This window comes from Bradyrhizobium sp. S3.3.6, from assembly GCF_040546905.1.
In the GTDB taxonomy this organism is placed as follows: domain Bacteria; phylum Pseudomonadota; class Alphaproteobacteria; order Rhizobiales; family Xanthobacteraceae; genus Bradyrhizobium; species Bradyrhizobium cytisi.
Genome location: NZ_JBEPOT010000006.1, coordinates 448,387 through 469,413 on the forward strand (window position 1 = coordinate 448,387; position 21,027 = coordinate 469,413).

Consider the following 21,027-nt stretch of genomic DNA (forward strand, 5'->3'; position numbering starts at 1 on the left):
CATGGCCGTCGAGAACGAAAAATCCAGGCTCGACGACGCCGCGCGTGCCGGCTGGCTCTATTTCATTGCCGGCCACACCCAGGACGAGATCGCAAAGATGCTCCAGGTGTCGCGCGCCTCGGCGCAGCGGCTGGTGTCGCTGTGCCTCGCCGAGCGGCTGATCACGTTCCGGCTCGAACATCCGATCGCTGCCTGCATGGAATTGGCCGCGCAGCTGAAGGAGCGGTTTGACCTTAGCTATTGCGAGGTGGTGCCGGCCGATCCTGCGGCGCCTCAGGCCACCGCCGGCATCGCCGAGCGCTGCGCCAATCTGCTGGACGCGACGCTGCGCTCGGAGACGCCTGTCATCGTCGCGCTCGGCACGGGGCGGGCGGTGCGCGCCGCCGTCGAGCGCGTCACGCCGATCGACCGGCCCAACCACCAGATCGTCTCGCTGGTCGGCAACATCTCCGCCGACGGTTCCGCGAGCTTCTATGACACCGTCGGCCGGCTCGCCGACCGCACCGGTGCGCGGCATTACCCGATGCCGCTGCCGTTCCTGATGTCGTCGGAGGACGAGCGCAACAAGATGGTGCGGATCGAGCCGATCGCGAAGGTCAAGGCGGTGGCGGCCAAGGCGGACTTACGCCTCGTCGGCATCGGCCAGATGGACCAGAAGGCGCAGGTCCATGTCGACGGCTTCGTCACGCGCGATGAATTGTTCGAGATGATGCGGCAGGGCGCCATCGGCGAGATCACCGGCTGGGCCTATGATTCCAAGGGGCGCGTGCTCAAGGCCGGCACCAACAAGCGCCTCACCAGCATTCCGCCGGAGGTCCCGGCCAAGACCACGACCATCGGCGCCGCGGTCGGTGCGGCCAAGGTGCCGGCGATCGCGGCTGCGTTGAACGGGGGTCTGATCAACGGCCTGATCACCGACGAAGCCACCGCAAGGGCGATCCTGGAGCGGTAGGGCGGGCTGTCTCGCCGCTTGAGCCGCTGTCATCATCCGCGAAAGCGGATGATCCAGTACGCCGCGGCCCAGCTTGGGGCAAACCAACTGACTGCACGGATTACTGGATGCCCCGCCTTCGCGGGGCATGACGGAAAGGTTGCCGCACCGCAGCACTCATAAGTTGCGGGGAAGGCTGCGAGCCTGCTTGACAAGCGCCGCCCCTCGTCCGAACATACGCTCAACGCGTGGGCATATGCTCAAAAGCGCGGGCTAGGGAGGTCACCGTGAAACAATTTTTGGGCGCCGTCTGCGGCGCGTCCGTACTGCTTGCCGTCCCCGCGATGGCCGAAACGACCCTGACGATCGCCACCGTCAACAATGGCGACATGATCCGCATGCAGGGCCTGACCGGCGAATTCACCAAGGCGAACCCCGACATTTCGGTGAAATGGGTGACGCTCGAGGAAAACGTGCTGCGCCAGCGCGTCACCACCGACATCGCCACCAAGGGCGGCCAGTTCGACGTGCTGACCATCGGCACCTACGAGGTGCCGATCTGGGCCAAGAAGGGCTGGCTGGTGCCGCTCTCCAATCTCGGCGCCGATTACGACGTCGCCGATCTCCTGCCGAAGATCAAGGATGCTGTCTCCGTCGACGGCAAGCTCTATGCCGCGCCGTTCTACGGCGAGAGCTCGATGATCATGTACCGGACCGATCTGTTCGAGAAGGCCGGCCTGAAGATGCCGGAAAAGCCGACCTGGGAGTTCGTGATCGATGCTGCCAAGAAGCTCACCGACAAGAACGGCGGCGTCTACGGCATCTGCCTGCGCGGCAAGGCCGGCTGGGGCGAGAACATGGCCTTCCTCTCGGCAATGGCCAATTCCTACGGCGCACGCTGGTTCGATGAGAAGTGGGAGCCGCAGTTCAACACGCCGGAATGGAAGACGACGCTCACGACCTACGTCAATCTGATGAAGGACGCTGGCCCTCCCGGCGCGAGCTCGAACGGCTTCAATGAAAATCTGGCGCTGTTCAACGCCGGCAAGTGCGGCATGTGGATCGATGCGACGGTGGCGGCGTCCTTCGTCACCAACCCGAGTCAGTCCACGGTTGCCGACAGGGTCGGCTTCGCGCTCGCGCCCAACACCGGGCTTGGCAAGAACGCCAACTGGCTGTGGGCCTGGAGCCTCGCGATCCCGGCCGGCTCGAAGAAGACCGAGGCGGCCGAGAAGTTCATCGCCTGGGCGACGAACAAGGACTACACCAAGCTCGTGGCCTCGAGGGAGGGCTGGGCCAACGTGCCGCCCGGCACGCGCACCTCGCTCTACAAGAACGAAGAGTATCTGAAGGTCGCTCCCTTCGCGAAGCTGACGCTGGCCTCGATCGACGCGGCTGATCCGAACAAGCCGACCGTGAAGCCCGTGCCTTACGTCGGCGTGCAATATGCCGCGATCCCCGAATTCCAGGGCATCGGCACGCAGGTGGGGCAGCAATTCTCTGCAGCACTTGCGGGCTCGATGACTGTCGATGCGGCGCTGACCGCCGCGCAATCCGTCACCGAGCGCGAGATGAAGCGCGCCGGCTACATCAAATGAACCCGAGCTCTCCCTGAGCTCAAACTTGCGGCCATCCTCCAACCCCGGATGGATGGCCGCCTTCTTCCTCCAAGCGGAGAGCCTGAGGATGGCAACCCGGCAGACGCAGCTCCTTGCGCGGTCGCTCCTGACCCCGGCCGTCGGGCTCTTGTTCATCTGGATGATCGTCCCGCTCGCGCTGACGCTCTATTTCTCCACGCTGCATTACAGCCTGCTCGATCCTGGTTCGGAATCATTCGTCGGGCTTGAGAATTTCCGCTACTTCCTCACCGATCCCGCCTTCCTCGCCTCACTCCAGAACACGCTGGTGCTGGTCGGCTCGGTGCTGGCGCTGACGATCCTACTCGGCATTCCGCTGGCGCTGCTGATGGATCAGCCGGTGATCGGCCGCAACATCGTGCGGCTGATGGTGATCGCGCCGTTCTTCGTGATGCCGACCGTGAGCGCGCTGGTCTGGAAAAACTTGCTGATGCATCCGGTATCCGGCCTGTTTGCCTGGCTCGCAAGATTGGTCGGGGCGACGCCGATCGACTGGTTCACCGACGCGCCGCTGTTTGCCGTGATCCTGATCGTGGCCTGGCAATGGCTGCCGTTCGCGACGCTGATCCTGCTCACCGCGCTGCAATCGCTCGACGAGGAGCAGAAGGAGGCGGCCGAGATGGATGGCGCCAGCGCCGTCTCGACCTTCATCTACATCACGCTGCCGCATCTGGCACGCCCGATCACGGTGGTGATCCTGATCGAGACCATTTTCCTGCTGACCGTGTTCGCCGAGATCTTCGTCACCACCGGCGGCGGACCGGGTCTGCAAACCACCAACATCGCCTTCCTGATCTACTCGCAGGCGCTGATCCAGTTCGACGTCGGCAGCGCCTCGGCGGGTGGCCTCGTGGCTGTGGTCATCGCCAATGTCGTCGCCTTCTTCCTCGTCCGCATAGTCGGCCGCAACCTGGAAGCCTGAAATCATGGCGCGCAAGTCAACGACGCAACGGGTGGTGGTCTCGACGATCGGGGCGTGGTTCTTTGGCTTCCTGATCTTCTTTCCGATCCTGTGGATGGTGCTGGCGAGCTTCAAGACCGAGCTCGAGGCCTTCGCCATTCCGCCGTCCTTCCTGTTCTTCCACTGGACCACGGAAAACTATGCGACCGTGCAGGAGCGCAGCGACTATCTGCTCCATGCCATGAACTCGATCATCATCGCCGGCGGCTCGACGCTGATCGCGCTGCTGATCGCGATCCCCGCAGCCTGGTCGATGGCGTTCTCGCCGACGAAGCGCACCAAGGACATTCTGCTCTGGATGCTTTCGACCAAGATGATGCCGCCGGTCGGCGTGCTGGTGCCGATCTACCTGATCTACAAGAGCTTTGGCCTGCTCGATTCCCGCATCGGTCTTGTCTTCATCCTCTGTCTCGGAAACTTGCCGATCGTGATCTGGATGCTGTTCACCTATTTCAAGGAAATCCCGCGCGACATCCTCGAAGCCGCGCGCATGGACGGCGCCACCATCGGCCGCGAGCTCGTCTATGTGCTGACGCCGATGGCGATCCCGGGGTTGGCGTCGACCATGCTGCTCAATCTGATCCTCGCCTGGAACGAGGCGTTCTGGACGCTCAATCTGTCGACCTCGAATGCCGCGCCGCTCACGGTGTTCATCGCGTCCTATTCCAGTCCGGAAGGACTGTTCTGGGCCAAGCTGTCGGCGGCTTCCACGCTGGCGATCGCGCCCATCATCATCCTCGGTTGGTTCAGCCAGAAGCAGCTCGTGCGCGGGCTCACCTTCGGCGCGGTAAAGTAAAGGGGCTGCCGGATCATGGGTCAGATTACGCTTCAGGACGTGCAGAAATCGTTCGGCCCCGTGCACATCATCAAGGGCGCCGATCTCGAGATCGCGGACGGCTCATTCGTGGTGTTCGTGGGACCGTCCGGCTGCGGCAAGACCACGCTGCTGCGGCTGATCGCCGGGCTCGAGGACGTCAGCGGCGGCAAGATTTTGATCGACGGCAAGAACGTCGTCGATACGCCCCCCGCGAAGCGTGGGCTCTCGATGGTGTTCCAGTCCTACGCGCTCTATCCGCATATGAGCGTGCGCGGCAATATCGGTTTCGGCCTGAAGATGGCGGGCCTCTCCAAAGACGAAACCAACCGCAAGGTGGAGGCCGCCGCCGCGACGCTCAACCTCACGCCCTATCTTGACCGCAAGCCTCGCGAACTCTCCGGCGGCCAGCGCCAGCGCGTCGCGATCGGCCGTGCCATCGTCCGCGAGCCCAAGGCGTTCCTGTTCGACGAGCCGCTGTCGAACCTCGACGCCGCGCTGCGCGTGCAGATGCGTATCGAGGTCACGCGGCTGCAGAAGCAGCTCGGCACCACCGCGATTTACGTCACCCACGACCAGGTCGAGGCCATGACCATGGCCGACAAGATCGTCGTGCTCAACGGTGGCAAGATCGAGCAATACGGCTCGCCGCTGGAGCTCTATGAGCGGCCCGCGAATCTCTTCGTTGCCGGCTTCATCGGCTCGCCCAAGATGAATTTCGTCACCGGCGAAAATGCCGCGCAGAAGGGGGCGGCGACCATCGGTGTAAGGCCCGAGCACATCAAGATCGAGCGCGACGGCGCCGGTGGCTGGCCGGGCACGATCGCGGTCGCCGAACACCTCGGCAGCGACACCTTTCTCTACGTCGACGCCGGACCGCTCGGCATGCTGACGGCACGCTACATCGGCGAATTGAGCCTGCATGCCGGCGACCGCGTGTCGCTGGTGCCGGACCCCGCGCGCATTCACCGCTTCGACGCAAGCGGCAACGCGCTTCGGAACTAACAAGAAACGGGAATACGACCATGTACCTGGAAAAATTCAAGCTGAGCGGCAAGACCGCGTTCATCACCGGCGGCGGGCAGGGCATTGGGCTTGCCTGCGCGGAGGCGCTGGCCGAGGCCGGCGCCAAGGTCATTATCGGTGACCGCGACAGCAAGGTCGCCGGAGACGCCAAGGCCAGCCTGAAGGCGAAGGGTTTTGACATCGAGACCGCGATCATGGACGTCACCGACACCAAGCGCGTGGCGGAGGTCGCCAATGATCTCGTCGCTCGGCACGGCAAGGTCGACATCCTCGTCAACAATGCCGGCATTGCGCGCAGCGAAACGCCGGCCGAGACCGTCACCGACGAGCACTGGCTCAACGTCATCGACGTCAATCTCAACGGCACCTTCTGGTGTTGCCGCGAGTTCGGCAAGCACATGCTCAAGGCCAGGAGCGGCGCCATCGTCAATGTCGGCTCGATGTCCGGTTTCATCGTCAACAAGCCGCAGGAGCAGTGCTTCTACAACGCCTCCAAGGCCGGCGTACACCATCTGACCAAGTCGCTGGCGGCCGAATGGGGCGCGCGCGGCATCCGCGTCAATGCGGTGGCGCCAACCTATATCGACACGCCGCTCAACGCTTTCGTGAAGAGCACCCCGAGAATGTACGACGCCTGGATCGGTGGAACCCCGATGGGGCGGATGGGGCAGGTCGAGGAGATCGCCTCGGTGGTCCTATTCCTGGCATCCGAGGCTGCGAGCCTCATGACTGGCAGCATCGTGCTGGTGGATGGCGGCTATACTTGCTGGTAGGCTTGCGTCAAAACTGACGAGAGCGACCAGGAGCGACTATGCCGCAAGCGTATATCGGCGTCGACGTGGGGACCACGAGCACGCGGGCAGGGGTGTTTGACGAGGCCGGCTCGCTGTTGGCGACCGCCAAGCATCCGATCCGGATCTGGCAAGAGGCTGGCGACGTCGTCGAGCAGTCGTCCCAGGACATCTGGGAGGCCTGCGTCAAATCGGTGCGGGCGGCGTTGGCGGAGGCGGCAATCGCGCCCGACAGCATCGGCGGCATCGGTTTCGACGCGACCTGTTCCCTGGTGGTGCTCGACCGCCAGGGCGAGCCGGTCACGGTGAGTGCCTCCGGCGACAAGCACCGCAACGTCATCGTCTGGATGGATCACCGTGCCATCGCTGAGGCGCGGCTGATCAACGAGACCGGCGACTCAGTGCTGCGCTATGTCGGCGGCTCGATCTCGCCCGAGATGGAGATGCCAAAACTGTTGTGGCTGAAGCGGCATCTGCGCGCGAGTTTTGACGCCGCCGGGCATTTCTTCGATCTGGCGGACTATCTGACCTGGCGCGCGACCGGTTCGCTGCAGCGCTCGACCTGCACAGTCACCTGCAAATGGAACTACCTCGCGCATGACGGCGGCGGCTGGAGTGCGCCGTTCTTTCAGCGCATTGGCCTGTCTGACTTCGTCAGCGAGAAATACGCCCGCATCGGCACCGAGATCGTCGCCCCCGGCACGCGGCTCGGCGCCGGGCTCACCCGCGTGGCCGCCACCGATCTCGGCCTGTCCGTTGGCACGCCGGTCGGTGCCTCCTTGATTGACGCCCATGCCGGCGGCATCGGCGCGATCGGCGGGCGTGACGGATCGGGCGGAACGACCGACGTCGGCGATCGCCTGGCTTACATCATGGGAACGTCGGCCTGCATCATGGCGACGACGAAGGAGCCGTGCTTTGTGCCCGGCGTCTGGGGTCCATATTACTCCGGCATGGTGCCGGACTTCTGGCTCAATGAAGGCGGCCAGTCGGCGGCAGGCGCGGCGATCGACCATCTCCTCAAATCGCATCCCGGCCACGCGGAAGCGAGCGCGGCAGCGCGCGGCGAGGGCGTCGACCTCATCGAGTTTCTCGAGCGCCGCATCATCGCGCGCGCCGGCGATGCCAGCCGCGCCGCGCTGCTCGCCCGCGACGTTCATGTGCTTCCTGAATTCATCGGCAACCGCTCGCCTTACGCTGACCCCGACACGCGCGCCGTGATCACAGGCCTCGACCTCGACACCGACGTCAGCTCGATGGAGCGGTTGTTTATTGCAGGTCTCTGCGGGCTGGCCTACGGGCTCGCCGAGGTGATCGAGGCCTTTGCCGCACATGGCGTGCATGCAGGCATCATGATCATGGGCGGCGGCGCCAGCCGCAGTCCGCTGGTGCGCCAGATCATGGCCGATACCACCGGCCTTACTGTCGCGCTGCCGCAAACCAGCGAGCCGGTGCTGCTGGGTGCCGCGATGCTGGGTGCGGTTGCCGGTGGGGCCTATGCCTCGATCGGCGAGACCATGGCCAAAATGTCGGCGCTTGGACGCAAGAGTGAGCCGACCGCGCCCGACATGGCCGCGTTTCACACCAGGAAGCGCGAGGTCTACAAGCTGCTGCGCGAGGTCGATCGCGGCAGCCGCGCGGCGATGCGCGACATCGCCAAGGGTTAAGAGACATGCTGATTTCCTGCGGCGATGCGCTGATCGATTTTGTGCCGACGAAAAACGCCGATGGCCGCGAAGCGGTGATGCCGGCGGTCGGCGGCTCCTGCCTCAACGTCGCAATCGGCATCGCGCGGCTCGGCGCACCGACCGGTTTCGTCGGCGGCGTCTCGACCGATCTGTTCGGGCGCATGATCGCGGAACACGCCGCCGCCTCGAACGTCGAGCTTGGTCTCGCCACCCGCAGCGATCATCAGACCACGCTCGCCTTCGTCCGCATCGTCGCCGGCGAGTCGCATTACGCTTTCTACGACGCCGGGACTGCGACGCGGAACTGGACGTTTCGGCGCGGCACCATCCCGTTCGATACGGTCGAGGCCGTCCATGTCGGCTCGACCACGCTGGTCAACGACCGGGGCGCTGCCGAGACCAAGGCCCTGATCACAGATGCGCGGGCCTCATCAACGATTTCCTTCGATCCGAACTGCCGGCCCAATCTGGTCAAGGACAAGCCGGCCTATCTTGCGCGCATGGCCAAGTTCGCCGCGAGCGCCGATCTTGTCAAGATGTCGGACGTTGACTTCGCCTATCTCTTCGGCGAGGAGCCTCATCAGCAACGCGCGAGTGCGCTCTTGGCGCAGGGCACAAGTCTCGTCGTCGTCACCCGCGGCAACAATGGCGCCATCGCCTGGCATGCAAAGGCAGGGCAGATCGAGGTTGAGGCGCCGCAGATCGAGGTCGCCGACACGATCGGCGCCGGCGACAGCTTTCAGGCCGCATTGCTGTTCGCCCTGCACAAGCAGGGGCGCCTCGCCCGGCAACAATTGAAGAACATCGGCGCAGACGAGCTCCGCCGCGCGCTGTCCTTTGCCGCCAATTGCGCCGGCCTGACCTGCACCCGTCCGGGTGCCGATCCGCCCTGGAGCCACGAGATCAGCTGGAGCTGGTAGGCACGCAAAGGCCGATGTCCGGGCGGACTGCGGCCATGCGCCAGCCGAAATGGACAGGGCAAGTCCGCAGTGGCAAGGTCCGCGCGTCCTGACGCGAGCCTGCCCTGATGAGCGACGATCTCTGTTTCCTCTCTGCCACCGAACTGCGCGAACGCATCAACAGCAAGCAGATCTCGCCGGTCGAGATCACCCGCGCCGTGCTCGCGCGCGCCGAGGCATTACAGGGCGAATTGAACTGCTTCATCACGCTCTGTGGCGATGAGGCGATGGCAGCGGCGCGCGAAGCCGAGCGCAAGGTGATGGCCGGCGAGCCGCTCGGCCTGCTGCATGGGCTTCCCGTCACCGTCAAGGACATCGTCAACACACGCGGCGTGAAGACGACTTTTGGCGCCGTTCCCTACAAGGATAACGTCCCCACCGAGGATGCCGTCGCGGTCGCAAAGCTACGCGCGGAAGGTGCGATCCTGATCGGCAAGACCACGACGCCGGAGTTCGGCAGCAAGTGCCTGACCGATTCACCGCTGTTCGGGCGCACCCGCAATGCGTGGAGTGCGGAGCGTTCGTCCGGCGGCTCCAGCGGCGGGGCGGCCGTTGCGGTGGCGAGCGGCATCGCGCCGCTGGCGATTGCCACCGATGGCGGCGGCTCGACGCGGATTCCGGCCGCCTGCAACGGCGTCGTTGGCTTGAAGCAGAGTAACGGCGTGATCGCGCACAGCCAGGCGCTCGATGCGTTCGGCAACCAGACCTATGTCACACCGACCACGCGCACTATCGCCGACACGGCATTGATGATGCAGGCGATGGCCGGCGAGGATGCCTGCGATCCCTGGTCGATCGGTGTGCCTGTGGCCGATTTCATAGGCTCCGCTGCCCCGCGCGGTGATCTGCGCGGGCAGAAAATCCTGTTCTGCGCCTCGCCACCCGGCCGCCCGGTGTCGGCGGATGTTGCCACAGCGTTCAAGGCGAGCCTCGATCGGCTCGCGAGCCTGGGTGCCGAGCTTGAGGAATTCTCCGGCGAGGGATACGACGTCGAGCCGGTCTGGCGCGCCATCAACCACACCGTCTGGCGCTCGCGCTTCTCGAAGCTGGTGGCGGAGCATGGCGACGTCCTCAGCGAGACCTTCGTCAGGCAGATTGCGCTGGCGACGAATGTGAGCGGCGTTGACTATCAAGAGGCGATGTTCGCGCGCACGGCGTTGTTTCGTCGCGTGCAATCCCTGCTTGCGCATGGACACCTTCTGGCGATGCCGACCATCACCCGCACCGCGCTGCCGATCGACCAGGACCTGTTCGGCACCATCGAGATCGACGGCCAGCAGTTTGACAGCGTCCGGCCGCACTGGTTCCCCTGGACCATGCCGTTCAACATGACCGGTCACCCCGCGATCAGTCTGCCCTGCGGTTTTGGTCGCGACGGCCTGCCGATCGGGCTCCAGCTTGTGGGCCGCTTCCGGGCCGACGCCGAATTGCTCCGCGTCAGCGCGCTGTTCGAGGCCTCGCACGACCTTCTCGCCCGCCGGCCGGCTTGAGGGGTCCACGATGGGCCGCAAAAGGCTTGCGTCCGGGGTCCGGACATGTTGATCGTGCCGCCGATGAGCCCTGAAACCGACCGCGCATGAGCGTATTTGTCCTCCGACGTGTCCTGACTTTGCTGGCGACGCTGGTCGGCGCATCCGTGATCATTTTCCTGGTGCTGGATGCGCTGCCGGGCAATGCCGCGCAAATGCTGATGGGCGCCGACGCATCCGCCGATGCGGTGCGCGCGCTCACCGCCAAGCTTGGGCTCGATCAGCCGCTCGCGATCCGTTATCTGCAATGGATCAAGGGCCTCGTCGTCGGCGATCTCGGCAATTCCTATGTCTACGGCACGCCGGTCGGCAGCCTGATTGCGGAGCGGCTGGTGCTGACCATTCCGCTCGCGATCATGTCGATGCTGATCACGGTGACGCTGGCGCTCTCGGCCGGCATCTACACCGCCGCCAACCACAACAAGCTCGGCGACGTCGGCGTGATGTCGCTGACCCAGATCGGCATCGCGCTGCCGAACTTCTGGTTCGCGATCCTGCTCGTGCTGCTGTTCGCCGTGCGACTGCAATGGCTCTCGGCAGGCGGCTTTGCCGGCTGGGAGGACGGCATCTGGCCCGGCGTCAAATCGCTGCTGCTGCCGTCGATCTCGCTTGCGGTGGTGCAGGCCGCGATCCTCGCCCGCGTCACCCGCTCGGCCGTGCTCGAGGTGCTGCGCGAAGACTTCGTCCGCACGGCGCGCGCAAAAGGGCTCGGCAAGCGCGAGGTGCTGTGGAGCCATGTGTTGCGCAACGCCATGATCCCGGTGATGACCGTGATGGGCCTGCAATTCGCCAATCTGCTCGCCGGCACCATCGTGATCGAGAACGTGTTCTATCTGCCGGGCCTCGGCCGGCTGATCTTCCAGTCGATCGCCAACCGCGACCTGATCGTGGTGCGCAATTGCGTGATGCTGCTCGCGGCCATGGTGGTCATCGTCAATTTCGTGGTCGACGTGCTCTATGCCTTCATCGATCCCCGCATCAAGGTGCACGACCTGTGAGCGCGCCGCTGACAAGTTCGGTTGACGTGCCGATCGCACCGCATCCTCTGCCGGCCAAGACGTTCTGGGGCCGCGCGCTGCGGCATCGCAGCTTCGTGCTGGGCGGTGCGCTCAGCCTGCTGGTGGTCGCCTCGGCGCTGCTCTCGCTGGTGTGGACGCCGTGGTCTCCTTACGAGATCGACATCGCCTCGAAACTCCGGCCGCCGTCGGCCGCGCACTGGCTCGGCACCGATACCTTCGGCCGCGACATCGTCTCGCTGCTGCTTGCCGGCGCGCGTGCGACCATCCTGGTCGGCATCATCGCGGTCAGCATCGGTCTCACCTTCGGCGTCTGCCTCGGCCTGATCGCATCGGCCAAGCGCGGCTGGACCGAAGAGATCATCATGCGATTCTCGGATTTCACCTTCGCCTTTCCGGCCGTGCTCTCCGCAATCATGCTCGCTACGGTCGCGGGGCCGGGCATGCTGACCTCGATCATCGCGATCGGCATCTTCCAGATCCCGACGCTGATCCGGCTGACGCGCGGCTCGGCCAATGCGATCTGGGCGCGCGAATACGTGCTGGCGGCGCGCGCCTCGGGGAAGGGCGCCTTCCGCATCACCATCGAGCACGTGCTGCCGAACATCCTGTCGATCCTGATCGTGCAGGCGACCATTCAGTTTGCGCTGGCCATTCTCGCCGAAGCGGCGCTGTCCTATCTCGGCCTCGGCACGCAGCCGCCGCAGCCGTCCTGGGGCCGCATGCTGAACGACGCGCAGACCATGCTGTTCCAGTCGCCGATGCTCGCGGTTTATCCCGGTGCTGCGATCGCGATTGCGGTGCTCGGCCTCAATCTGCTCGGCGACGGCTTGCGTGATCTGTTCGATCCCAGACTGGCGCGGGAGCGGTGACGATGGCCGATCCCGCAACCATGCCGCTGATCGCCGTCGAAAACCTCGGCGTTCGCCTCAACACCAGCCGCGGCCCGGCGCAGGCCGTGCGCGGCGTCAGTTTTGCGCTGAAGCGCGGCGAGACGCTGGGGCTTGTTGGCGAATCCGGCTGCGGCAAGTCGGTCACCGCGCTGTCGCTGATGGGGCTCTTGCCGGACAGCGCGGTCGTCACCGGCAGCATCAAGCTGGATGGACGCGAGCTCGCGCGGCTCCCGGATGCGGATTACTGCGGCCTCCGCGGCAACCGCATCAGCATGATCTTCCAGGAGCCGATGACGGCGCTCAACCCGATGCACACAATCGGCCATCAGGTCGCCGAGCCGCTACGGCGTCACAAGAAATATTCCGCTGGGCAGGCGCGCACAGAGGCGATCGCCTTGCTCGACCGCGTCGGGCTGCCCGATCCGGCCAAGCGCATCGACGCCTATCCGCACCAGTTCTCCGGCGGCCAGCGCCAGCGTGTCACGATTGCGATGGCGCTTGCCTGCGAGCCGGATCTCCTGATCGCTGACGAGCCCACCACCGCACTCGACGTCACCATCCAGGGCCAGATCCTCGATCTCATCGCCGACCTCGTTGAGGAGCGCGGCATGTCGATGATCCTGATCTCGCACGATCTCGGCGTTATCGCCGAGAACGTGCAGCGCATGATGGTGATGTATGGCGGCACGGTCGTCGAGAGCGGGCCGACCGACGAGGTGTTCCGCCGTATGGGGCATCCCTACACGCAGGGGCTGTTCCGCGCCCGCCCGAAGCTCGGCGCGCGCAAGGGGACGCGGCTGACGACGATCGCGGGCACGGTGCCGGAGCTCGCCGATCTGCCGGCGGGCTGTGCCTTCAGCGAGCGCTGTCCGCTGGTCGAGGACAAATGCCGCGCGGCGCTGCCGCCAATGGTCGAGGTCGGTCCCGCGCACGTCGTGCGCTGCGTGCGTACCGACGTCTCGATGGCCACCAATGTCGGGGCGCTGTCCGCATGACCGCAGCACCGCTTCTCGACGTCAAGGATCTCGAGCAGCGCTACGCGCTGCCGCGCGAAAGCCTGTTCCGATCGCCCGGAGAGGTGCGCGCGCTCAACGGGGTGAGCGTGCAGGTCGCCGCCGGCAAGAGCCTCGGCATCGTCGGCGAGTCCGGCTCCGGCAAATCCACTTTTGCGCGCGTCGTGATGGCGCTGGAGCGGCCGAGTGCGGGGCGGGTCACGCTGCTCGGTCGCGACCTCAACCGCATCTCCCCCGATGAATTGCGTCGCGCACGGCGCGATATCCAGATGGTGTTCCAGGATCCCTACGGTTCGCTCGATCCGCGCCAGATGATTGCGCGTATCGTCGCCGAGCCGCTCACCGTGCTTGATGACGCCGACCGCAGCACGTTCCGCGCCCGCGTCGCTGCGGTGCTGAAGCAGGTCGGCTTGCGCGAAGCGGACATGGACAAATACCCGCACGAGTTCTCCGGCGGACAGCGCCAGCGCATCGCGATCGCGCGTGCGCTGATCACCCAGCCGAAGCTCATCGTCGCGGACGAGCCGGTCTCCGCGCTCGATGTCTCCGTGCAGGCGCAGGTGCTGAATCTGATGCAGGACCTCCAGGAGCAGTTCGGCCTGAGCTACATCCTGATCAGCCACGACCTCGCCGTGGTCGATTATCTCTGCGACGAGGTCGCGGTGATGTATCTCGGCCGGGTGGTCGAGCAGGGGCGGCCGGAGGATCTGTTCGAGCGCTGCGCCCATCCCTATACGCGGGCGCTGCTGGACGCGATACCGCGGGCGCGTGCCGGCGGGGGCCGGCGCCGGCGCGGCGCCCAGGCAATCGCCTCGCAATCGGCGGCCGCTGCCGGGTGCCCCTATGCGCCGCGCTGTCCGCTCGCCGACCAGCATTGCCGCGAGGTTCCGCCCTTGCTACGCAGGGTGGGCGAGGGACATCTCGCCGCCTGCCACAAGGCGGAGGCCGTGATGGCATTGCCGCAGGCGGCCATGGAAGATTAATGTCGGCTACGAGATTGGCGTAGCCTCAAACGACAGAAGAAGGCTGGGGAGTCAGGCATGTTGAAGAAGCTAACGATCGTCGCTTTTGCCGCGGCATTGGCCGCGGCGCCGCTGCCGGTGCTGGCGCAGAGCAAGAAGGACAGCGTCGTCATGGGCATGACGCTGGAGCCGCCGGGGCTCGATCCCACCAACGCCGCTGCGGCTGCGATCGCAGAGGTCACGCTCTACAACATCTACGAGACCCTGACCAAGATCAACGAGGACGGCTCGGTCGCGCCGCTGCTCGCCGAGAGCTGGACCGCGTCGCCCGATCTGAAGACCTATACGTTCAAGCTGCGCAAGGGCGTCAAATTCCAGAACGGCGAGGCCTTCGATTCCGCTGCCGTCAAATTCTCGTTCGAGCGCAACGCGGCCGCGAACAGCACCAACAAGGACAAGAGCCTGTTCCAGGCCTTCGAGAAGGTCGACGCGCCGGACGCCGACACGATCGTGCTCACGCTGAAATATCCCGAGCCGAACCTGCCGTTCCTGCTGGGGCAGGCGAGCGGCTCGATCGTCGAGCCGAAGAGTGCGGCGACCAATGTGACGCAACCGGTCGGCACCGGACCGTACCAGTTAGGGGCCTGGGTCAAGGGCTCCTCGCTCACGCTCAACAAATGGGCCGACTATCGCAACGCCTCCGCGATCAAGCTGTCCAAGGTGACGATCCGCTTCATCGGCGATCCCGCCGCGCAGATTGCGGCCCTGCTGTCCGGTGACGTCGACGCATTCCCGCGCGTCACCACCCGCGGCGTCGCGCAGTTCAAGAGCGATCCGCGCTTCACCGTGCTGGTCGGCGGCTCCAAGGCCAAGACCATCGTCGCAATCAACGAGAAGAAGAAGCCGCTCGACGACGTGCGAGTGCGCCGCGCGATCCTCGCCGCCATCGACCGCAAGTCGATGATCGACGGCGCGGTCGAAGGTTTCGGCACGCCGATCGGCAGCTTCTACACGCCGGGCTCGCTCGGCTATGTCGACACCACCGCCGTCAATCCGTACGATCCCGAGAAGGCGAAGAAGCTGCTGGCCGAGGCCGGCATCACCACGCCGCTCGAGCTCAGCCTGAAGCTGCCGCCGCCGCCTTACGCGCGGCAGGGCGGCGAGATCCTCGCAGCCCAGCTCGCCAAGGTCGGCATCAACGCCAAGATCGAGAACGTCGAATGGGCGCAGTGGCTGTCGCAGGCGTTCGCTCCGAACGGGCCGCACAATTACGACCTCACCATCGTCTCCCATGTCGAGCCGTTCGATCTCGTCAAGCTGACCGAGCCCGACTTCTACCTCGGCTACAACAGCGAGGCGTTCAACGCGCTCTACAAGCAGATCGTGTCGACGCCTGACGAGGCCGGCCGCGCCAAGCTGCTCGGCGATGCCCAGCGCATGCTGGCGACCGACGCGGTGGCCGGCTTCCTGTTCCAGCCGCAATGGCCCACGGTCATCAACAAGAAGCTGAAGGGCGTCTGGAAGGAAGTCCCGCAGTTCGAGAACGACTTCTCGGCCTGGTCCTGGGAGTAGAGTCCTCCAAGTCAAATCCGACATCTCGATTTCGACCTCTCCCCGTCGGGGAGAGGTTTTTTTCAGCTGCCCAAAGCAAAACCCTTAAAACAACCCCATGCACAGTAGCCGGGGCTAGTTCTTTCAATGGCTTGCGCGACCCGCTCGATGGCTTGCGCATGTCGGCCGTGAACGTTGACCCGTCGGGCAAAACACTGGCATGATGGCATCATCGGAGAAAGCCGTCGCCCATGTTCATTTGGGAGCGCCGCTTCTCTTGATCCCCGCCGCTTGAACGATTGAAACCCTCATGCGTTGGCCCGGCGCAGGATGGCCGCATGCCGTGCGAGCCGGGGCGAGGACAAACGGAGTTCGGTCATTGCTGAAGCTGCACAGATGGCCGTCCGACGATTGGCAAGGCATCGGCGCGGAAATGCCCTCGGAGATCATCTGGGCCGATCTCCTGAACGCGACCGCAGGCGAAAAGCAATTCGTCGAGCGAATGCTCAAGATACGGATTCCGTCCGAGGAATCGCTCAGCGAGATCGAGGCGTCGAGCCGGCTGATCCTCGAGCACGGCACGCTCTATCTCAGCTCGCCGGCGGTCCGGGTCAACGAGGACAATGAGGCCGAGATCACGCCGGTGGGGTTCGTGATTGGCCCGCATGTGCTGGTGACGGTGCGATTTGCAGAGCTGCCGATCTTCGACCAGATCAGCAAGCGCGTCGGCTCCGACGACAGCCTCGAGAACGGCATGTGCGTGTTCACCAGCCTGCTCGAGGCCATGATCGACCGCGGCGCCGATGCTCTGGAGCACCTCGGCGCGAAGCTCGACCAGCTGTCACGCGGCGTCTTCAAGGGCGGTCTCATTCGCACCAGGCGGCCGGTTCGCTCCAGCCGCAGGATGCGCGAGGCGCTGGAGAATGTCGGCGAGCTGGCCGATCGTCTCGCCAAGTCGCGCGATGTCCTGCTCGGCGTCGGGCGTATTGCATCCTATGCCGACAATGTCGGGAGCGAGTGGATCACGGCGGCGTCGAAGAAGCGCCTCGAGGCGGTCTCTAAGGACGTCGCTTCGCTCAGCGATTACGAGACGCGACTGTCCGACAAGATCCAGCTTCTGCTCGATGCCGTGCTCGGCTTCATCAACATCCAGCAGAACGAGATCTTCAAGGTCCTGACAATTGTCTCCGTGGTCGGCGTGCCGCCCACGATCCTGGTCGGTGTCTGGGGCATGAACTTCAAGAACATGCCGGAGCTGAGCTGGACGTTCGGCTATCCGCTGTCGCTGCTCGTGATCGTCGCCAGCGGGGTGTTGCCGCTGATCTGGTTCAAGCGGCGCGGCTGGTTCGAGTGAGACGGCAGCGCACCGTCCGAAAACGATGCGCCGCTGGCCGCTTCATGCCGCCTTCGCCTCGACGCTGCCGATCCAGCTGCGGGCGAGCGTGACGTCGGCCTGCGACAGCTGATGGCCGGCCGGCAAGACCTTGTGCTCGACGCGCGCGCCTGCTTCCGACAACAGCGCCGCAAGCCTTGCCGAATTGGCCGCCGGCACGATCGGGTCACTTTGGCCGGACAGCAACAGAACGGGCTTGCCTGCAAGGTTGGCCTTGGGCGGATCCGACAGCGGCACCATGGCGCGCAGCAGGATCGCGCCTGCAAGCACGTCCGGCTTCAGCAGCAACAGTGCGGCTGCGATGTTGGCGCCATTGGAGAAGCCGACCGCAACTGGCGCGCCAATGCCGTATTGCTTCCGTGCGTCGGCGACGAACTCGCCGAGCTCGAGCGCGCGGCGACGCACGTCCTCCTCGTCGAACACGCCTTCGGCAAGTCGGCGGAAGAAGCGCGGCATGCCGTGCTCGAGCACGCGGCCGCGCGGCGAGAGCAGGGCGGAGCCGGGAGCGATCATCTCGCCGAGGCCGAGCAGATCGTTCTCGTCACCGCCGGTGCCGTGCAGCAGCAGAAGAGGAGGAGAGCCCGCCTTGGTGGCGGGCTCGTAGCGATGGATGAAGTCGGTCATGACGCGGTCTCTTCCAAATTCGGCAGCACGCCCTCGATCTGCTTGCGATGCGCTTCGAGGAAGCCCGGCAGCTTCAGGTCGCGTCCGAGCGTCGCGACGGGCTCGTCGACGGCGAAGCCGGGGATATCGGTCGCGATCTCGAACAGCACGCCGCCCGGCTCACGGAAATAGATCGAGCGGAAGTAGTTGCGGTCTCGCTGCTCGGTCGGATGCAGGCCGTGATTGGTCACGAGCTTCTGCGCCATCTTGCCCTGCTCGGCATCGTCAGCCGCGCGGAACGCGATGTGGTGCACCGAGCCGCCGCCCTGATGTCCACGCAGGAAGCCCTTGGCCTCGTAGATGTCGACGACGCTGCCCTCAGCATCGCCCGAGGCCTTGAAGCGGATCACCGAGCCTTCGCGCCCGGTCTCCTTGAAGCCGAACACGTCGGTGAGGACGGCGGCCGTCTTCGCGGCGCTATCGAGCAGCAAGGTCACGCCGTGGAAGCCGCGGATCGCATGCTCGGCGGGCACGTCGCCATTGCTCCAACCCGGCTCGTTCTCGGCGCCGGGAATGCCGACCAGCGCGAGCGCCATGCCGTCAGGGTCCGTGAACGGCAGCACGGACTCGCCGAAGCGCTTCTCGAGCGCCTCGTAGGCGATGCCCTTCTCGACGAAGCGCTGCGTCCAGTAGCCGAGCGAGCGCTGCGGCACGCGGAAGGCGGTCTGATGGGTCTCGCCGACGCCGCGACGCCCGGCCGATGCGCCGGCCCACGGGAAGAAGGTGAGGATGGTGCCGGGGCGGCCGGTCTCGTCGCCATAATAGAAGTGATAGGTGCCGGGATCGTCGAAATTGACCGTCTTCTTGACGAAGCGCAGGCCGAGATCCCGGGTGTAAAAGCCGAAATTGCGGATGGGGTCGCCGGCAATCGCGGTGACATGGTGCAGTCCAGACATTGTAGTTCTCCAGAATTCGGGGAGCGGTCTTGCTCTGGAGCGAAATATCGTTCCGCTTTGGATTGGAGACAATCCATGCAAATATGACGTCTATGTCTACGATTTGGAAACAATCGCCGGGGCCGGCCCTTGGATAAGGTCGCCAGCCTCCGGGCCTTCGTCAAAGTGGTCGAAAGCGGCAGCTTTGCCGAGGCCGGCCGGCAATTGCGGCTGTCGCGCTCGGCGATCAGCAAATACATCGCCGACCTCGAGGAGAGCCTCGGCGTCCAGCTTTTGAACCGGACCACCCGCCACGCCAGCCCGACCGAGAGCGGCCAGCGCTATTTCGAGCGCGCCGTCGTCATCCTCTCGGAGATCGAGGCCGCCGATCAGGCGGTGGCGCAGGCCCAGTCGGCGCCGCGAGGACTGTTGCGTGTCAACGCGCCGATGTCGTTCGGCACGATGCGGCTCGGGCCTGTTCTCGCGGACTTCATGAAGCAATATCCGGAGCTTCAGCTCCAGATCGTGCTCAGCGACGATCTGCTCGATCCCGTCCAGGACGGTTTTGACGTGACGTTGCGGATTGCGGAGCTGGAATCCTCGAGCTTGATCGCACGAAAAATCATGCCGGTGGCGCGCATGATCTGCGCATCGCCGGATTATCTCGCGCGCCACGGTACGCCAAAGCATCCGCAGCATCTGCGCGAGCATGCCTCGCTTACCTACGGCTTCCTGCTCACCGGCAACCAGTGGAAGCTCACCGGCCGCGACGGCGATCACTGGATCCAGCCGGCCTGGTCGCTCTGCGTCAACAATGCCGAGGTGCTGCGCGATGCCGCGATCAAAGGCAGGGGCCTCGCGCTGCTGCCGGAGTTCATTGCCGCGGATGCTTTGCGCAAGGGCGAACTGAGGACGGTGCTGGACGGTTATTCCGCGCCGCCGCTCGCGCTCTATGCGGTCTATCCGCCGACGCGGCATTTGTCGGTGAAGGTGCGGCTGTTTATTGATTTTCTGGTCGAACGGTTTGGGCAGGAGGAGGAGGCGGGCGCGCGCTCATGAAATCCGCGATGTCCGCTTGTCTCCTGGCAGCGGTGGAGGAGCGGACATTTGCATGAGTCCAAGAAGGGCCACAGAACTAAACCGCTTGCGCGGTAGGACTCCGCGGCTGCCGACGGAGCCAAGAGGATAGCGCGGCGGGACGTCCTGTCTTGAGATCGAGGGGTTTCGACAACCTCACTCAAGACAGGAGCATCCCCATGACCGATGAGGCCATAAAACCTTCACACTAGCGGACATGGCGCGATTATTCGCCAAGCTTTATGTATTCTGTTCAAATGGCCTTTAACTCTCTGGGGTTAAGAGGTCGGCGATAAGCAGGTGAGGGTAACGTGACCCTAAAGCCATCCGTCATTTGTAACGTTCCGGCCGATGTCTCTTCGATAAAGAAGGCCATCGGTCCCAAGCTGGCCAAGCAGTACTCTGCAAATCCCAAGGTGCCGAAGTACGCCTTCGTCCTCAAATTCCCCGACGGCGTTGTCACCGGGCGCGCAGTTTCGCATGCGCTAGGAAAAATATCAACTCCGCGCGGCCCGATATTGCTCGCAGGTCAACACTTCACGGTAGAAGCAATGGGGCTCGCCAAGGCGGAAGGCTGTGAAGTGATTGCCATTCACGAGTTCTTTTGGACCGATGCAGCATACGCCGATAGATGGAGCGACCGACCGCTAAAAGGCTAAGGGGAATTACGGTGACACCCATTAGCCGGCCGGTCGTCAAGATGACGAGCGCATTTTTTTTGGCAGCGCAAGCTGCCAAATCTTTCGCTGGTCGCTTTCAGCCACTGTGCTCGAACCGCGCCCGTTTCTTCGGTTGATGGCTGCGTCCGCATCACGGATCGCGCCAGACACCCATCGGGATCAAGCATCGGGAATTACGGTGACAGTGCACTTAATGCGTTCGGTCGAATTGAATGCACTGTCACCGTAACTTCTCGTCTTCCTTTGGCTGGGCGGGCTATATTGCACCTGCCGGTATTGGAAAGATTTTAGAGAAGATGAAATACGGCGCGGCGGATCAAAGAGGACCGCCCGGGAAAAATGGCATTCACTACACCCGCCTTCGAACTAGGTATTGGTTGTGAGCTATAGGTCGGAGCAGCCCTCAGCGACACCGCCGTGAAGGCCAGCTATGGGCCACAAGCCGACCTTATCCGCCTGCCTCGTTTCATAACGGAGCGCCAAAGCCTATCTTGCGGCAAGCCATCCACAAGCGGTGCAGATCATCGTCCGATGGAGCATCCGAATGGTCCATGCCGGTTTCAATGCA

At 64.5% G+C, this 21,027-nt stretch carries 19 protein-coding genes; 17 read left to right on the forward strand and 2 right to left on the reverse strand.

Features of this window, described 5'->3' with window-relative positions:
- Position 1 precedes the first annotated feature (1 nt).
- From ABID59_RS20640 to ABID59_RS20710, 15 genes are all read left to right on the forward strand, one after another.
- Positions 2–952, forward strand: a complete 951-nt coding sequence (locus tag ABID59_RS20640) for a sugar-binding transcriptional regulator (protein ID WP_148754706.1) — start codon at positions 2–4, stop codon at positions 950–952.
- A gap of 266 nt (positions 953–1,218) precedes the next feature.
- Entirely contained in the window at positions 1,219–2,529 is a 1,311-nt protein-coding gene (locus ABID59_RS20645; RefSeq protein WP_354084561.1) for an ABC transporter substrate-binding protein, read from the forward strand.
- 88 nt (positions 2,530–2,617) lie between these two features.
- Positions 2,618–3,490 (forward strand): carbohydrate ABC transporter permease, encoded by an 873-nt coding sequence (locus ABID59_RS20650; protein WP_354031979.1) that lies wholly within the window; start codon positions 2,618–2,620, stop codon positions 3,488–3,490.
- Between the two features lie 4 nt (positions 3,491–3,494).
- Entirely contained in the window at positions 3,495–4,325 is an 831-nt protein-coding gene (locus ABID59_RS20655) for a carbohydrate ABC transporter permease (RefSeq protein ID WP_148774067.1), read from the forward strand.
- A 15-nt stretch (positions 4,326–4,340) separates the two neighbouring features.
- Positions 4,341–5,348: an ABC transporter ATP-binding protein gene (locus ABID59_RS20660; RefSeq protein ID WP_354084562.1), complete on the forward strand. Its 1,008-nt coding sequence runs from the start codon at positions 4,341–4,343 to the stop codon at positions 5,346–5,348.
- A gap of 20 nt (positions 5,349–5,368) precedes the next feature.
- On the forward strand, positions 5,369–6,142 hold the full coding sequence (locus tag ABID59_RS20665) for an SDR family NAD(P)-dependent oxidoreductase (protein ID WP_148755537.1): 774 nt from the start codon (positions 5,369–5,371) through the stop codon (positions 6,140–6,142).
- Positions 6,143–6,180: 38 nt separating this feature from the next.
- Complete coding sequence (locus ABID59_RS20670; protein WP_354084563.1) at positions 6,181–7,827, forward strand: FGGY-family carbohydrate kinase; 1,647 nt, start codon at positions 6,181–6,183, stop codon at positions 7,825–7,827.
- 5 nt (positions 7,828–7,832) lie between these two features.
- Entirely contained in the window at positions 7,833–8,768 is a 936-nt protein-coding gene (locus ABID59_RS20675; protein ID WP_354084564.1) for a carbohydrate kinase family protein, read from the forward strand.
- A gap of 107 nt (positions 8,769–8,875) precedes the next feature.
- The gene (locus ABID59_RS20680) at positions 8,876–10,297 is read left to right on the forward strand and encodes an amidase (RefSeq protein ID WP_354084565.1); all 1,422 of its coding nucleotides are present in this window, start codon (positions 8,876–8,878) and stop codon (positions 10,295–10,297) included.
- Between the two features lie 86 nt (positions 10,298–10,383).
- Positions 10,384–11,334, forward strand: coding sequence for an ABC transporter permease (locus ABID59_RS20685; protein ID WP_354084566.1), 951 nt, complete (start codon positions 10,384–10,386; stop codon positions 11,332–11,334).
- The gene (locus ABID59_RS20690) at positions 11,331–12,224 is read left to right on the forward strand and encodes an ABC transporter permease (protein ID WP_354084567.1); all 894 of its coding nucleotides are present in this window, start codon (positions 11,331–11,333) and stop codon (positions 12,222–12,224) included. Before ABID59_RS20685 ends, ABID59_RS20690 begins: the two co-directional genes overlap by 4 nt.
- Positions 12,225–12,226: 2 nt before the next feature.
- Positions 12,227–13,240 (forward strand): ABC transporter ATP-binding protein, encoded by a 1,014-nt coding sequence (locus tag ABID59_RS20695; protein ID WP_354084568.1) that lies wholly within the window; start codon positions 12,227–12,229, stop codon positions 13,238–13,240.
- Positions 13,237–14,241 carry an ABC transporter ATP-binding protein gene (locus ABID59_RS20700; protein WP_354084569.1) on the forward strand — a complete coding sequence of 335 codons (1,005 nt, stop codon included), beginning with the start codon at positions 13,237–13,239 and terminating at the stop codon, positions 14,239–14,241. Before ABID59_RS20695 ends, ABID59_RS20700 begins: the two co-directional genes overlap by 4 nt.
- 57 nt (positions 14,242–14,298) lie before the next feature.
- Positions 14,299–15,792: an ABC transporter substrate-binding protein gene (locus ABID59_RS20705; RefSeq protein WP_148755529.1), complete on the forward strand. Its 1,494-nt coding sequence runs from the start codon at positions 14,299–14,301 to the stop codon at positions 15,790–15,792.
- A 358-nt stretch (positions 15,793–16,150) separates the two neighbouring features.
- Positions 16,151–17,125, forward strand: coding sequence for a magnesium transporter CorA family protein (locus tag ABID59_RS20710; protein WP_148755528.1), 975 nt, complete (start codon positions 16,151–16,153; stop codon positions 17,123–17,125).
- Positions 17,126–17,167: 42 nt separating this feature from the next.
- Here ABID59_RS20710 and ABID59_RS20715 read toward each other — a convergent pair whose 3' ends face one another.
- Together ABID59_RS20715 and ABID59_RS20720 are read right to left on the reverse strand one after the other, a co-directional pair.
- Positions 17,168–17,788: an alpha/beta hydrolase gene (locus ABID59_RS20715; protein ID WP_354084570.1), complete on the reverse strand. Its 621-nt coding sequence runs from the start codon at positions 17,786–17,788 to the stop codon at positions 17,168–17,170.
- Complete coding sequence (locus tag ABID59_RS20720; protein WP_148755526.1) at positions 17,785–18,723, reverse strand: ring-cleaving dioxygenase; 939 nt, start codon at positions 18,721–18,723, stop codon at positions 17,785–17,787. Before ABID59_RS20720 ends, ABID59_RS20715 begins: the two co-directional genes overlap by 4 nt.
- A 129-nt stretch (positions 18,724–18,852) precedes the next feature.
- On the opposite strand from ABID59_RS20720, the gene ABID59_RS20725 reads away from it, so the two are divergent.
- Positions 18,853–19,761: a LysR family transcriptional regulator gene (locus ABID59_RS20725; RefSeq protein WP_354084571.1), complete on the forward strand. Its 909-nt coding sequence runs from the start codon at positions 18,853–18,855 to the stop codon at positions 19,759–19,761.
- A gap of 329 nt (positions 19,762–20,090) precedes the next feature.
- Complete coding sequence (locus tag ABID59_RS20730) at positions 20,091–20,438, forward strand: hypothetical protein (RefSeq protein WP_354084572.1); 348 nt, start codon at positions 20,091–20,093, stop codon at positions 20,436–20,438.
- The last annotated feature ends 589 nt before the right edge of the window (positions 20,439–21,027 follow it).

What these genes read in the sequence shown, in the direction of transcription:
- ABID59_RS20640 (WP_148754706.1), top strand. Translation starts at nt 2, where the DNA reads ATGGCCGTCGAGAACGAAAAATCCAGGCTCGACGACGCCGCGCGTGCC.
- ABID59_RS20700 (WP_354084569.1), top strand. Translation starts at nt 13,237, where the DNA reads ATGACCGCAGCACCGCTTCTCGACGTCAAGGATCTCGAGCAGCGCTAC.
- ABID59_RS20660 (WP_354084562.1), top strand. Translation starts at nt 4,341, where the DNA reads ATGGGTCAGATTACGCTTCAGGACGTGCAGAAATCGTTCGGCCCCGTG.
- ABID59_RS20695 (WP_354084568.1), top strand. Translation starts at nt 12,227, where the DNA reads ATGGCCGATCCCGCAACCATGCCGCTGATCGCCGTCGAAAACCTCGGC.
- ABID59_RS20720 (WP_148755526.1), bottom strand. Translation starts at nt 18,723, where the DNA reads ATGTCTGGACTGCACCATGTCACCGCGATTGCCGGCGACCCCATCCGC.
- ABID59_RS20715 (WP_354084570.1), bottom strand. Translation starts at nt 17,788, where the DNA reads ATGACCGACTTCATCCATCGCTACGAGCCCGCCACCAAGGCGGGCTCT.
- ABID59_RS20705 (WP_148755529.1), top strand. Translation starts at nt 14,299, where the DNA reads ATGTTGAAGAAGCTAACGATCGTCGCTTTTGCCGCGGCATTGGCCGCG.
- ABID59_RS20650 (WP_354031979.1), top strand. Translation starts at nt 2,618, where the DNA reads ATGGCAACCCGGCAGACGCAGCTCCTTGCGCGGTCGCTCCTGACCCCG.
- ABID59_RS20670 (WP_354084563.1), top strand. Translation starts at nt 6,181, where the DNA reads ATGCCGCAAGCGTATATCGGCGTCGACGTGGGGACCACGAGCACGCGG.
- ABID59_RS20685 (WP_354084566.1), top strand. Translation starts at nt 10,384, where the DNA reads ATGAGCGTATTTGTCCTCCGACGTGTCCTGACTTTGCTGGCGACGCTG.
- ABID59_RS20655 (WP_148774067.1), top strand. Translation starts at nt 3,495, where the DNA reads ATGGCGCGCAAGTCAACGACGCAACGGGTGGTGGTCTCGACGATCGGG.
- ABID59_RS20675 (WP_354084564.1), top strand. Translation starts at nt 7,833, where the DNA reads ATGCTGATTTCCTGCGGCGATGCGCTGATCGATTTTGTGCCGACGAAA.
- ABID59_RS20680 (WP_354084565.1), top strand. Translation starts at nt 8,876, where the DNA reads ATGAGCGACGATCTCTGTTTCCTCTCTGCCACCGAACTGCGCGAACGC.
- ABID59_RS20665 (WP_148755537.1), top strand. Translation starts at nt 5,369, where the DNA reads ATGTACCTGGAAAAATTCAAGCTGAGCGGCAAGACCGCGTTCATCACC.